Annotated in this window: 14 protein-coding genes; 2 read left to right on the plus strand and 12 right to left on the minus strand. The window is 36.2% G+C overall.

The annotated features are described in order from the left end of the window. Nucleotides 1–230: 230 nt before the first annotated feature. From MTZ49_RS00250 to rnd, 4 genes are read right to left on the minus strand one after another with little or no spacing between them, the layout of a single operon-like run. Nucleotides 231–1163: a lipid A biosynthesis lauroyl acyltransferase gene (locus MTZ49_RS00250; RefSeq protein ID WP_264746436.1), complete on the minus strand. Its 933-nt coding sequence runs from the start codon at nt 1161–1163 to the stop codon at nt 231–233. Next, a complete protein-coding gene (locus MTZ49_RS00255; protein WP_264746437.1) occupies nt 1163–2101 on the minus strand; it encodes a D-2-hydroxyacid dehydrogenase in 939 nt (312 codons plus the stop codon). The genes MTZ49_RS00250 and MTZ49_RS00255 overlap by 1 nt, the downstream gene beginning before the upstream one ends. Further along, nucleotides 2098–2403, minus strand: a complete 306-nt coding sequence (locus MTZ49_RS00260) for a YcgL domain-containing protein (protein ID WP_264746438.1) — start codon at nt 2401–2403, stop codon at nt 2098–2100. The genes MTZ49_RS00255 and MTZ49_RS00260 overlap by 4 nt, the downstream gene beginning before the upstream one ends. 15 nt (nt 2404–2418) lie before the next feature. Further along, nucleotides 2419–3534 carry a ribonuclease D gene (gene rnd, locus MTZ49_RS00265; protein ID WP_264746439.1) on the minus strand — a complete coding sequence of 372 codons (1116 nt, stop codon included), beginning with the start codon at nt 3532–3534 and terminating at the stop codon, nt 2419–2421. Nucleotides 3535–3719: 185 nt separating this feature from the next. Here rnd and MTZ49_RS00270 point away from each other — a divergent pair, with 185 nt between their 5' ends. Then, entirely contained in the window at nt 3720–4409 is a 690-nt protein-coding gene (locus MTZ49_RS00270; protein WP_264746440.1) for a lipopolysaccharide kinase InaA family protein, read from the plus strand. On the opposite strand, the gene MTZ49_RS00275 is transcribed toward MTZ49_RS00270, so the two are convergent. The 4 genes from MTZ49_RS00275 to recO form a co-directional block, all read right to left on the minus strand. Continuing rightward, entirely contained in the window at nt 4406–5185 is a 780-nt protein-coding gene (locus tag MTZ49_RS00275) for an ABC transporter ATP-binding protein (protein WP_264746441.1), read from the minus strand. The two genes, MTZ49_RS00270 and MTZ49_RS00275, sit on opposite strands and share 4 nt — an antisense overlap. Continuing rightward, nucleotides 5182–6249, minus strand: a complete 1068-nt coding sequence (locus tag MTZ49_RS00280; RefSeq protein WP_264746442.1) for a FecCD family ABC transporter permease — start codon at nt 6247–6249, stop codon at nt 5182–5184. Before MTZ49_RS00280 ends, MTZ49_RS00275 begins: the two co-directional genes overlap by 4 nt. Continuing rightward, nucleotides 6246–7373, minus strand: a complete 1128-nt coding sequence (locus MTZ49_RS00285; RefSeq protein WP_264746443.1) for an ABC transporter substrate-binding protein — start codon at nt 7371–7373, stop codon at nt 6246–6248. Before MTZ49_RS00285 ends, MTZ49_RS00280 begins: the two co-directional genes overlap by 4 nt. A gap of 174 nt (nt 7374–7547) precedes the next feature. Beyond that, a complete protein-coding gene (gene recO, locus MTZ49_RS00290; RefSeq protein ID WP_264746444.1) occupies nt 7548–8237 on the minus strand; it encodes a DNA repair protein RecO in 690 nt (229 codons plus the stop codon). Nucleotides 8238–8352: 115 nt separating this feature from the next. Here recO and MTZ49_RS00295 point away from each other — a divergent pair, with 115 nt between their 5' ends. Continuing rightward, nucleotides 8353–9309 (plus strand): J domain-containing protein, encoded by a 957-nt coding sequence (locus MTZ49_RS00295; protein WP_264746445.1) that lies wholly within the window; start codon nt 8353–8355, stop codon nt 9307–9309. Here the strand turns inward: MTZ49_RS00295 and holA are convergent. The 4 genes from holA to MTZ49_RS00315 form a co-directional block, all read right to left on the minus strand. Then, nucleotides 9306–10328 (minus strand): DNA polymerase III subunit delta, encoded by a 1023-nt coding sequence (gene holA, locus MTZ49_RS00300; protein WP_264746446.1) that lies wholly within the window; start codon nt 10326–10328, stop codon nt 9306–9308. The genes MTZ49_RS00295 and holA overlap by 4 nt on opposite strands. A gap of 41 nt (nt 10329–10369) precedes the next feature. Then, nucleotides 10370–11002 carry an LPS assembly lipoprotein LptE gene (gene lptE / locus MTZ49_RS00305; protein WP_264746447.1) on the minus strand — a complete coding sequence of 211 codons (633 nt, stop codon included), beginning with the start codon at nt 11000–11002 and terminating at the stop codon, nt 10370–10372. Between the two features lie 31 nt (nt 11003–11033). Next, nucleotides 11034–13640 (minus strand): leucine--tRNA ligase, encoded by a 2607-nt coding sequence (leuS, locus tag MTZ49_RS00310; RefSeq protein WP_264747910.1) that lies wholly within the window; start codon nt 13638–13640, stop codon nt 11034–11036. 160 nt (nt 13641–13800) lie between these two features. Continuing rightward, nucleotides 13801–14352 carry an NADPH-dependent FMN reductase gene (locus MTZ49_RS00315; protein ID WP_264746448.1) on the minus strand — a complete coding sequence of 184 codons (552 nt, stop codon included), beginning with the start codon at nt 14350–14352 and terminating at the stop codon, nt 13801–13803. Nucleotides 14353–14393: the final 41 nt, after the last annotated feature.

Here is a 14393-nt window from a genome sequence, read left to right on the forward strand (position 1 = left end):
ATAGTAAAGCTTCTTTTGAAAGCTGTGAAATTCACAATCCTGTTATAGATTGTTAATCGTTTATTTATAATCAGCTTATATGACTACTAAGCCTCTTCTTATTGACTCATTTTACAGGATTGATTAGCCTGAAAAAATCATCGATGAACCTTAACCGTTTATTATACTATATCCTTGTATACTTCATATTCCCTAAAACTAAAAAATCTTTATTTTTTCTATAAATTTCATCACTTCTTTTTATAAAGTGATGTTTCACCTGCAGGTCGTGTTTTAAAACGGCGATGAGCCCACAGATATTGATCTATCTGCTCTGTAACACACTTCTCTACCCATTGATTGATGGTTAGACAATCTACCTCTTCTGACTCACTTGGGAAATTATCCAAAGGTGGATAAATTATCAGATGATAGCCACTACCATCAGCTAAAGGCTTCTGCACAAAAGGGATTACTTTTGCCTTACCTAAACGGGCGAATTTACTAGTGGCTGTTACTGTAGCTGTAGGAATACCGAATAAAGGTACAAAAATACTTTGCTTTGGACCATAATCTTGATCTGGTGCATACCAAATCGTTCCTCCTGAACGCATTACTTTAAGCATGGTTTTAATATCATCACGCTCAATTGCTTCACCCTGTAGATTATAAGTTTCTCGTCCTGCTTTTTGAATATAATCAAACAACTTATTTTTATGCTGACGGTACATACCATTCATAGGGTAAACCGTACTCAATAACGCAGCACCTATTTCTAGGGTAGTAAAGTGTAATGACATTAACAATACACCATTGCCAGCTTCATGCTCTTTTTGTAAATATTCTAAACCATCAATTTTTTTAGCTAATTTGGCAAACTTCTTTTTAGGCCACCACCAGCTAATCGCCATTTCAAAGAAAGCAATACCCATAGCAGCAAAATTTTGCTTCGTAATAGCAATACGCTCATCAGATGTCATCTCAGGAAAACACAATTCTAAATTACGTAATACTATTGTCCGTCGACTCTTGGCAAAATAATAAAGAAGACGCCCTATACTTGCACCTAAGTTACGTAACCAACTAAAAGGCAATTGAATAATAAGCCATAACAATCCCAAACCTAGCCATAATGACCAGTAACGAGGATGCAAAAAACTTTTCTTAAAAACTGCCCTAGCCATTAATACTCCTGTCTAAAATCTACTTGTCCAAGCAATGGCTGTTGCTTTTGGAAACGCTCTAAATTATGATTAAATAAATCAAAAACTAATGTTGGTATACCGATAGCAGCTGTATGTTCTGTGATTAATAAATTAGGTACATGCCAAAATAAATGGTTTGCAGGTAAAGGTTCTGTTCTAAATACATCCAATATTGCTAAACTGGGATGTCCTTTATCTAAAGCGATAATAAGTTCCTCATCAACAATTGATGTACCTCGCCCTGCATTTATAAACACCGAACCTTGTTTCATTTTTGAAAAAATCTTAGCATCAAAAATATTCTGTGTATTAGGCGTATCAGGTAATAAACTGATTACATAATCAGCTGTGGATACATAATTTGCTAAATCTTTTAATGCGCCTACTTTCTCAAAAGGTGGTAGCTCTCTCTCTGTAGTAGCAATACCGAAAATCTTTACACCAAACGGTTTAAGAAACTTGGCAACACCTGTACCAATAGTACCAGCACCTACAATTAATACTTGCTTACCATGTAAAGTTGTTGGTTGGTCAAGCAACCAGTGTTGTTTTTGTTGTGCGGCATACCTTTGTAATACTTGTCGCTCATTAGCCAACATGTATGTTAATACATACTCAGCCATCAACTGATCAAATACGCCTACGGCACGACTTAGCATATAATCTTTAGGCAAATCCTTAGCCATCAAAGGAGTAATGCCTGCAAAAACTGACTGAATCCATTTTGGTGTTTTAACCCCTTCTCTTAATAAGTCTGCACATTGATTGGGAGAACCCAGCCAAATATCACAATGATTGGCAACCTCTTGCAAAGAAGCTACTTCATTACTAGCAAATAACTGACAATCAGGATATTTTTTCTCTACTAATGGAATATAGGCTGGATAGTCTTTATCAATAATTAACAACTTATTCATAGTGGATCATTAAACCTCAATAATTCATCAGGTAAACTCATTAACTCATCTTCTTCAGGAGGAGGTGGCATTTGCAAATGAAAACCTTGTTGTTCTATATTAGCTAAAACTTGGACAATATCTTCTCGTGCAAGTTTACGTTGAGGAGTAAGTAATAAATCAAATACAGGTTGTGGCTTACCAAATACACTTAATAACTCTTCTGGAACCCGTTCTAATCCCTCTTTTTTATCCACATATAAATACATTTCATTCTTACGTGGACTTTTAAAAATAGAACAAATACGTTTTTCTATTGCCATAATTTTAAGCTCTGTTTAATTTAATGCTTGTAATAAAATGTCAGATAATATTTCTTTACGCCAACCTTTTAAACTATCAGGTAACTGATAATCCTTGTTAGCTTGAACTGAATATAATATTTTTTCAATAATCCTTTTACGCCATAACAATTCAGGACAAATATTCAACTCTGTAGCTTTTTGCTGCACTATTTTTTTTAGCTCTTTAGCCAACTTGCCACTATTTACTGATAACGGCCTATCTACTCGTTGCGGCCAATTTTCTTGAGAAATTTTAGCGGCTTGCTGAATAACTCCTAAAAGAGCATTACCCTCTTTACGTAAAGTCCTTGGATGAACTTCAGGTATCTTTGCTAACGCCACTAAATTGCTAGGTTGATATTTAGCCATCATTAATAGACTGTTGTCTTTTAATAAACGCCCTCTTGCAATATTTTGTGCTCTTGCCTGCTCTTCTCGCCAAGCATAAAGGGCTTTTAAGACAGCCAATTGTTGTCTTGATAAACGCCAAGCTTGCCTTGATTCTTTATACAATGTTTGGAAATCAGGTACTTTAGCATAACTCTCAGCCAATTCTTTAGTGTCTTCATAAAGCCAATGTTGTTTCTCAGCAGATAAGTGACTAACAAAATAATGATATAGCTCTATTAAATACATCACATCAGCTGCCGCATACTGCTCTTGCTCTGATGATAAAGGACGTTGCAACCAATCTGAACGTTTTTCTTCCTTACTTATTTCTTTGTTCAATAATTGATTAACTAATGGAGAATAACCTAAAGTTATTCCCATGCCTAAAAAAGCAGCGGCCACTTGCGTATCAAACACAGGTTCAGTAATTACACCTGTCAGTTGAAATAATAACTCTAAATCTTCTGAACACGCATGTAATACTTTTATTACTTGTTTGCTTTGTAGTAATTGAGAAAACGCAGACCAATCCGAAATGGTAAGAGGATCTATTAAATAAGGTGTTTTCCCATCGCTAAGCTGTATCAGTCCCGCTATAGGATAAAAAGTCGTTTCTCGTAAGAATTCAGTATCTAACGTAATAAAGGGTAATTGTTGCCATTGACTACAATACTCAATCAAAGTTTTATTATCGCGAATCCACACTACATTAAATAACACTAAATCTTCCTCACTCATGAAGGAGAGTAGTATACTGACGATTCCCCTAGCTCGACAATATTAACTTAATTATTTTATAAAGTTACTTTTGAGTCTTTAATTTATCAGAATCCTTTTTTAATACTTATATCTTATATAAATTATTTGTCTATAATATACCCAACATTACTTTTATGAGAGTTAAGATGATCATCCCTTCCTTTGATAGCGCAGGAAAAAACTTTGAGCATTGGTGGAGTATTTCAGGAGAGTGGGTAGAACTTCCTAATCAACGTCGGGGTGGCGAAAGTGGTGTTTTACGTGCCATAGATGATCAAGGTAAAACCTTATATATTAAACGCCAAGAAAAACATATATACCGTGATTTTTTTCATCCTTTTGGACAAGCCACTATCATTCGTGAATATAAAGCTTACTGTGCATTATCTAAAGCTCAAATTAATATTCCCCAAGTTGTTTATTGTGGGGTATCTGGAGATAAAGCTATTTTAGTAACCGAAGCACTACAAGATTTTATTGAATTAGATAGTTGGTTAACCTTACAAAGACAACAACAATACCTTCCAGAAACGACTGACATAGTACTAACAAAGACTGCTCAAATGTTGGCTAGACTCCATAAAAACCGCTTACAACATGGTAGCCTTTACGGTAAACATATTTTTGTAAAAACAGTGAACAAAGATGGTCAACTTATTGTTGAAACCGCTTTATTAGATCTGGAAAAAGTAAAAGGCCGATTGACTGCAAAAGAAGCTGCATTACATGATATTCCCAAAATAAAACGCCATTCTTTACTTAACCAACAAGAATGGCAATATTTTATAAAAGAATATGAACAAGCTTTTGCTAGTAAATTACCCCAACTTTATTAATGCTGATTGACTAAACCATCAATCATTACATGTGGCTTACCACGAGAGCAATGTTCTACTCTACCCTGCACACCATACACTTCAGCAAGTACTTCTGGGGTAATCACTTGATCTGGAATACCACTGGTTACTAATCGCCCATCTTTAAGCATCAATACATAATCAGTATGTTGTAGTGCAATATTGATATCGTGCAATACAATAACCGTTACTATATCTCGCTCTTTTGTTTCTTGTTTAATAACATCCATCACATGAAACTGATGATTAAGATCTAATGCACTTAAAGGTTCATCCAGTAATAATACTTTCGGCTTGCGAATAAGTGCCTGTGCCAATCCTACTAATTGTTTTTGACCACCTGAAAGCTGGTCAAGATAGCGCATACCTAACTCTTCAATACCTAACTTCTCGAGCAAGGCCATTGCTTCTTCGATAACTTCTTGGGTACTTTCACTATGAGAAGCTTTACGTGCCACTAACATTGACTCAAAAGCACGCAAATGGACACTAGCAGGTAAACTTTGTGGTAAATAAACAACCTGTTTAGCACGCTCAGAAAAATGAGCAGTAACTAAATCTTGTCCATTAAAGATCACCTCTCCTGTAGCTGAATTAAGACCAGCCATTGCCTTTAATAAAGTAGACTTACCACTACCATTAGGGCCTAACAGTGCGGTTACTTCACCTGCATTAATATGTTCAACCGAAAGGTTCTCGATAACTTGTCGCCGACCGTAAGAAACGCTGAGCGACTTAATCAATAAATCACTCACCCACGACCTCCAGAAGTCGTACGGAAGATAATAGCTAAAAAGAAAGGAATGCCTATTAAAGAAGTAATAATACCTACAGGAATTAATACCCCCGGTATCATATTCTTTGATACAACGGATGCTAATGAAAGAATAAGAGCACCTGATAAAGCACTGGCAGGTAAGTAAAAACGATGATCCTCACCAAATAACATACGTGCAATATGGGGGCCTACTAAACCAATAAAACCAATCGTTCCCACAAAGGCTACTGCTAAACCTGATAACACACTGATTCTAAATAAACTAGCCAAACGTAATCGTTTAATATTAATACCAAAACTAGCGGCCCTATCTTCACCTAAACGTAATGCCGTTAACTTCCAAGCCGCTAACATAGAGAAAGGAAAAGCAACTGCTAACGCTATAGCTAAAATACTGATATTTTGCCAATCAGCACGGGACATACTACCTAAAGTCCAAAATACCAATGCCTGCAATGCTTCGGCTGTTGCTATGTATTGTAACAGTGCCACCAGTGCACTAAAAGTAAAGCCAATCGCAATACCAAACAGAACAATCACATTAGTATTAGCTTGTCGCCAACGTGCTAATACATCCAACAACATAGTCGCAAATAAAGCAAACACAAAAGCATTACCTGCTACTATCCACTTAGGATGAACACCAGGAATACCAATATTTAATACAAAACCTAAAGCTGCACCAAAAGCCGCAGCATGAGATACACCTAATGTAAAAGGACTGGCTAACGGGTTATTTAAGACTGTTTGCATTTCTGCCCCCGCTAACCCTAAGGCAGCACCCACTAAAATAGCCATCAAGGCTTGAGGTAAACGAATATCCCAAATAATAATCTGCTGTGTTTTAGGTGCAGACTGTGCATTAAATAGAATATTAAGTAAATCTGTAAATCCTAAACCAGATGAACCTAAGGATAAATCTACCAATAAGGAAGCAATAATGGCTAGTAGTAACACTACTAGCCAGAAAACTCTTTTTGCAATAATTTGCTTGTAACGATAGACTACTGATGCTGGTTGTGCCAGAACGCTATCTGTCATGAAGCGTCCTTAAGATCAACCCAATATGTTCCTTGAATATCCACTGGTAAAAACTCTTGTAGCTCATTGAAAGTTTCTTGCACATCTACATCCTTAAATAAATCTGGATAGAACCATTTAGCAAAAGCCTCAATGGCAATAATATTATAAGGTGAATTGTAGAAATTATGCCAAATACCATGGGTGTTGTCGATGCTAGAAACAGCTGTTAATGCGTTAACCCCTGTGCGAGTAGTTAAACGCTTTAAACTTTGTGCGGCATTTTCTTTAGTAACACCTAAACCTTCTTTTAATCCTAATTTAACATCATTAGTACCTGTACCACTCATGATATAAACTTTTGGATCAACACTAATAACATGCTCTAAACTAATTTCACCAATTACTGCAGGTAAAATATCAGCTGCAATATTATGGCCGCCTGCTGCCTCAATAAACTCACCAAAGTTACCTTTGCCCGCAGTATGACAGCAAGTAGGAGATTTTACTTCAGGTAACATTTCAATAAATACGGTTGTTCTTTCATTAGCCGGAATTTTAGCAACACGATCTTGAATACGTTTTAAGTGCTTTTCATAAAAAGCTAAATATTTATTAGCTGCTTCTTCACGATGTAATACTTTACCTAATATTTTGATACTTGGAATAGTATTCTTCATAGGATGTTGGCGAAAATCAATAAATACCACAGGTACACCTGCGCTTTGTAATTTTTCTACTAATGGGTTAGTAACACCTGGGCCATGCCCTGCAATTCCGAAAATAGCTATATCAGGTTGTAAAGAGATCACTGTTTCTGGATTAACACTTGCTTCAGATGTTTGACCAATTAAAGGAATATCTTTGATATGAGGGTATTTTTTTAAATAAGCATTATAACCATTGGTATCACTTGTTTTTAATTCACCTTGCCAACCGATTACACGCTTAGTAGGATCATCTTTATCCAAAATCGCCATACTATAGATCATACGTCCTTCACCTAATAGCACTCTTTCTACTTTTTTAGGTATCTCAACTGTTCTGCCAGCTACATCGGTAATAGTTTCTGCTCGAACATTTGTCGAGAAAGCAAATACGGCAGCAAATATGCATGCACATTGTATTTTAAGGAATTTGCTCATTGTAAGACTCCAATTTGGATAAGGCATTAAAATAGCCATATGATAATTATTCGTAAATGAGAATGTAAGTTATTATCTTATATTTTGGAGATAGATGTAAGTAAAATTTTGGTAAAAAAATATATTAGCTAAATTGTCTTATAAAATTAGACAGTTTAATAAAGTTATTCTGCTTTAATCGCTTGATATACTATTAAATAACTGTCGACTTATTAACGGTTTTCCTTGTAAATGTATTGCTAGTACCTGCCGCATTAAACGTTTTGCTGATGATAATACAGTAGCAGATGACCAATCGGCCTCACTCATTGCTAACAGATCACGACCATAGAAAGCACCAGATTGTAATTGGGGTATTCGTTGCAAACCATTCTCTGGAGTAAAGATATAAAACCCATCAGGCCACAATGGTTCACCATCTCCCGTCTCTGTTAAGGAAAAACTATAGCCTAACTCATTTAATAATTGCCACTCAAAACCTCTTAACAAAGGCTCGATAGCAGTCTGTGATGGTAATTGTTGTAACGCTTGTTGATAATAATTAAACAATGTTGGGCAAGCATCCTCTAAAGGCAGTAACCGTATTAACAACTCATTCAGATATAAACCGCTAAAAAGATATTTGCCATTTAATAAAAAAGGATTACTCGTGGTTTCAATTTGGCGAACCGTTTTTAAATCACCTTTGCCAACAAAACTAACAGTCAATGGCATAAAAGGCCTAGCAATACTACCTACTTTACTACGCGCTTTTCTTAATACCGCCCTTACCCTACCCTCTGGTGTAAAAAAATCCACCAAGGCACTACTCTCCTTATAAGGTTTACTGTGTAATACAAAAGCCTGCAAAAAAGTATAATTCATCTTTAAAATTATCAACCCAATGAATAAAAAAATTACCTAGAAATACAATTTTTTTTGCATGCATAATCAGTTTAGCTATAATGGCCTTTTACACCATCCTAACAGACCATGAAACATGACTATTAATCACTATAAAATTTTACAGACCCCTGAAACAGCTACCTCTGAAGAAATTAAACAAGCTTATATTAATAGTATAAATAAATGGCAACAACTACAAAAGCAACAAACACCCGAAGCTAAAGAACGCTCAAATAAAGTTATTGCTAGCATTGAACTAGCCTATAAAGTACTTTCTAACCCTGTTACACGGGCTAATTTTGATGAGTCACTAAATAACCCAACACCCAATATCACCACTATCACTAATCAAGCAACGACTATGACAACACATTCCTCAAGCAAATTATTATATACCTTACTAATAATTATTCTAATTTTATTAATGGCTATCGCAGCAGGTGTTTTTTATATTATCTTTAAATCCCCTGTTTCACCTTTTACGACAGAAACACAACAAAGCCAACAAGCTAACTCACAAAAAACCGCTCCTGCCGTTTCTGATGAACTGAAAAAAGCATTAGAAAGTGCAGAACAACTTAAAAAACAAAATGCTAATAATCCAGAACTAAAAGAAATAGCCAAATCTCTAGCAGAAACAGCCAATAAAAATACTAATGCTATTATTGCTTATAATACACAATTCTTAGGTGCTCAATCATCTAATCAAAATGTTACTTTTAGATTTATGGTTATTGATGGCATTACTCACTCTCAACCATTATTATCATCTTATCTAACTGAGCGCTTTATTGTTAATAATAATGATGTATGTAATACCCAACAAACAAACTTAGCTAAAGGAACATTATTCACTTTTGCTTATTACAATACTAAAGGTGAGTTATTGGGAAGTTACTATATTGACCAACAAGTTTGTCAATCACCTGCTACCAATAGAATTGTTAAGCGCCCTGATGAAACGCAACTAAAACCTATAGAGCCTAATAAAGACAGTACAGCAACACACAAAAAAGAACCCACTAACACTCCCCCAGAGCCAACCAATTAATTTATACGAAGGGGCTTACCAGCCATAGCTAATAAAATATCGGTAAGCCCTTGCCAACAGTCACCAGATGCTTGTCCTTTAATTTGTGCATCTACTTGCTGTGCTTTGATCAATAACTCTCCCCATTGATTAGCAGTATATCTTCCTATAGCTTGTTGGAAAATTCCTTGACGCTTTGACCAAATAGGTGGCCTAACTTGTGAAAAGGCCTTTTGCAGAGGAATGCCCTGCCCTGCTAATTGAGCCAATGTCATTAAGGCACGTAATTCTTTAGTTAATGTCCATAACACTAGAGTTTCTGCTGCTCCTTCTGCCCTTAACCCTTGCAACATGCGTAAACTATGAGTGGCATCACCTTGTAAAGCAATATCCACTAACCCAAAAATATCAAAGCGAGCACTATCTACTACCATTGCTTGAATATGCTCAACATCCACTAAGGAATCATCACCTATCAACAATTTAAGTTTTTCTATTTCTTGAGCAGCAGCTAATAAATTACCTTCCACTCTCAATGAAAATAACTCTAATGCATCTGCTGTAATAGATAATCCTAACGTTGCTAATCGTTGTCTAATCCATTGTGGCAATTGATTAACCTCAATCGGCCAAACTTGTATCAGTTGGCATAATGGGCTATCAATGACGGTTTTGACCCATTTTGTTTTAACATCTAATTTAGGCGCTGAAATTAACAATAAAGTATCTTGTGGAGGATTCTGCAAATAACTCAGCAATGCCTCCCCTTTGTCTGATAAAGAACCTGTCTTTAGGCGAAACTCCAATATTCGCTTTTCTGCAAATAAAGACATGCTAGCTGCTTCATCATATAACACTGACCAATCAAAATTTGTTTCTACATTAAATAATTGTCGTTCACTATAGCCTTCAGCCCTAGCTGCAGCGCGAATAGCATCTGTGGCCTCCATACATAGTAAAGGTTCATCACCTGCTACAATGTAGATAGCACTTAATTCTGCTTGTAATTGTTTAGTTAATTGATTGGTATTTAATTTCATAAAAGTAAAGAGCCTGTCATGAACAGGCTCTAGAATAATGATTAACGTTCATTAAACTTTTCGATCTCATCTAAAGGAATACTATGTAATAGTGACTTACGACGTTCCTCTATAGCTTTCTGTTGAGCTTTTTCGGCCTCAGCTTTTAATCTCACTTGCTCTTCAGCTGCTGTTTGTAAGGTATCTAATTGCTCAGCTGAAATAGCTTGTAAACGCTCTAATAACAAAGTAACAGCATCTGCTCTTATCCTTTTATCTATCAGCTCAGATTGCTGCTCATCAGCCACAATATTATTAGAGTCACTGATATATTCTCCACGTGCCTCTAAAGAATCTTCTATTAATAATAGATCACCAGTGCCATAGATTTGATATTCAAGGGTCAATATTTTTGCTATTTCTGTACCACGTATATCATTAGCAAAACTTAACGTTCTGTCATTCCATTTCTCTGATACAGTTAATTTATACTCAGCAGTATCATAAATCTTCACACCAGCAGCAGTTAATCTATCCTTGAGTTCTTTAACAAAAGGACCATACTTGTCCCCCGCAGAGACTGCCATTTCTTTAATTTCAATTTTATCATCATTAGTACCACGTAAATGAAAACCACAAGCAGTTAACATGAGTGCCATTATGCTGACTATAAAATAACTTATTAAACGCTTCATATATTATGAAACTCCATTACTGATCTTTATGTTAATTAGCCACAATATTAACTAACTTACCAGGCACAACAATCACTTTACGCACAGTTACCCCTTCTATAAAGCGTTGTACTGACTGATGGCTAAGGGCAGCAGCTTCAATATCTTGTTTAGAAGCATTAGCAGATACTTCTATATTACCACGAAGTTTACCATTTACTTGAATTACTATCGTTAATACATCTTGCACTAAAGCAGACTCATCAACTTCAGGCCATGCTGCATTAATTACTGTATCGCTATGCCCCAAGACTTGCCATAAAGTGTGGCAAATATGTGGTGTAATAGGTGCTAATAACAATGTAACTGTTTCTAAACCTTCTTGAATTAAAGCACGATCAATTACTGATTCATTGGCTGCTTTCTCCAATACATTCATTAAAGTCATTACTGCTGCAATAGCTGTATTAAACTTATGGTTTTGCCCAACATCTTGACTTGCTTGCTTAATAGCTATATGAATAGCACGTCTAACCACCTTTTGCTCATCATTTAACTGTGCTACATCATATTTTTCAAGTAATCCAGCGTTAACATGCTGATAAGCCAAACGCCATACTCTACGTAAAAAACGGCTAGCTCCTTCTACCCCCGCATCTGACCATTCAAGACTCATATCTGGTGGCGAAGCAAACATCATAAATAAACGACAAGTATCAGCACCATATTGTTCAATCATGGTTTGTGGATCAACTCCATTATTGAATGATTTAGACATTTTTAACATGCCACCAATCTCAACAGGTTGTTTGTCTCCACTATAAACAGCAGATATTGCTCTACCTTTATTATCTTTCTCTACAATAACATCATTTGGACTAAAGTATGTTCTACTACCATTATCTGCGGTGCGGAAGTATGTTTCTGCCACTACCATGCCTTGCGTTAATAAATTCACCACAGGCTCATCAGAATTTACTAAACCTTCATCACGCATTAATTTATGGAAGAAACGCGTATAAAGTAAATGTAAAATAGCATGCTCAATACCACCAATGTATTGATCAACAGGTAACCAATAATCAGAAGCCTTTTTATCAACCATACCACCTGTAAAATGTGGTGAGGCATAACGAGCAATGTACCAAGAACTTTCTACGAAAGTATCCATTGTATCCGTTTCACGACGAGCAGCTTTACCACACTTAGGACAAGTTGTCTCATAAAACTCTGGCATTTTCGCTAAAGGACTACCCGTGCCATCAGGCACTATATCTTCAGGCAATACCACAGGTAATTGATCTTCAGGAACAGGCACATCACCACAACAATCACAATGCACAATAGGAATTGGACAACCCCAATAACGCTGACGGCTAATACCCCAATCTCTTAAACGATATTGAGTTCTAGCTTCTCCTAAATTTTGTGCTTGTAATGCTTTACCAATCGCTGCAAAGGCTTGCTCAAAATCTAAACCATTATATTCGCCCGAATTAATTAAAGTACCATACTCACCGTAAGCATCTTGCCAAGGAGCTGGTACTTCATCGCCTACACTGGTATGAATAACAGGTTTAATCGGTAAACTATACTTTTGTGCAAAGGCATAATCACGCTCATCATGGGCAGGTACAGCCATTACGGCACCCTCACCATAAGCCATTAATACATAGTTAGCTACCCATACATTTAACTTATCACCTGTTAACGGATGTTTAACATATAAATTTGTCGCCATCCCTTCTTTTTCTTGAGTAGCCAAATCGGCTTCTGATACACCGCCTTTTTTACATTTATCAATAAAGGCCTGCAACTCAGGATTATTCTCAGCAGCTTGAGTAGCTAATGGATGCTCAGCAGCCACAGCCACATAAGTGGCACCCATTAACGTATCAGGACGAGTAGTAAATACTTTTAACTGACCAGCATAACCTATACTTTGCTCATCATAGGGGAAACAAATCTCCATCCCCTTTGATTTACCAATCCAATTGCGTTGCATGGTTTTAACTTGCTCAGGCCAACCTGGTAAATTATCTAAATCCTCTAATAACTCTTGTGCGTACGCAGTGATACGAAAATAGTACATTGGGATTTCACGCTTCTCAACCAATGCACCAGAACGCCAACCTCGACCATCAATAACTTGCTCATTAGCCAATACTGTTTGATCAACAGGGTCCCAATTTACTGTACCATTTTTACGGTAAATAACACCTTTTTCAAACAACTTAGTGAATAACCATTGCTCCCAACGATAATAATCAGGTTTACAAGTAGTGACTTCACGCGTCCAATCTACTGCCAAACCTAAACTTTTTAATTGCTTCTTCATATAAGCAATATTTTCATAAGTCCATTTAGCAGGTGCTACTTTATTCTTCATAGCCGCATTTTCAGCAGGCATACCAAAAGCATCCCATCCCATAGGTTGCAGAACATTTTTACCTAGCATACGTTGATAACGGCTAATTACATCACCTATTGTGTAATTACGCACATGTCCCATATGCAGCTTACCACTTGGATATGGAAACATAGATAGACAATAATATTTTTCTTTATCAGCACGTTCAGTTGCTAAAAAAGATTGGTTTTTCTCCCAATATTGCTGGGCTGTTGCTTCAATTTCTTGGGGTAAATATTGTTCTTTCATCATGGTTTCAACGGATCAATTAGGATTGAGTAATAAACCTGCTAGCATACATTAGTTAGCAAAAGATAAAAAGCCAAAGCTAATGATCTCTATAAAAAAGTCCTTTGATAATAATTTCCCCTAATACTCACTAACCGTTTACTGAGCTAACAAGATCAATTTACTGCTGTTGCTTTAACTTATTTATCTCACTCACTACTCTTTCAACTGTACGCTTTAAAAAAGCCAGTGTATCTGTATCCGTAATCACACCATCTGTTACTTTTTCGCCAATATGCGTTAATGCTGCTTCTCTTAAAGGGATGATATGGCATAACATAGAGGCAAACGTCTCACGTAATTGATACTGAGCACGTACACCACCCAAATCACCTGTTGATTGAGTAATAAAATAGACTGGCTTATGTAAAAAACAACTATTAAAGGCTGGACGAGATAACCAATCCAAGGTATTTTTTAATACCCCAGGAATGCCATGATTAAACTCTGGACATACCACCAGCACTCCATCAGATTGTTGTACTAGTGCTCTTGCATCGGTTACTGCTTTAGGTAATACCTCTTTTTCTAAATCACCATTGTAATGAGGTAAAACACCAATATCTAACAACTCAAAAACAGCTTGCGGTTTAATCATTTCAACTATTGCTTTTAAAATAATTGTTGAATAAGAATCTTGGCGTAAACTACCTGAAATACCAACTAAACGCATTATATCCTCACGAATTTCTTAATTTACAAAATATAGAAATA

This window comes from Entomomonas sp. E2T0, from assembly GCF_025985425.1.
GTDB lineage: Bacteria > Pseudomonadota > Gammaproteobacteria > Pseudomonadales > Pseudomonadaceae > Entomomonas.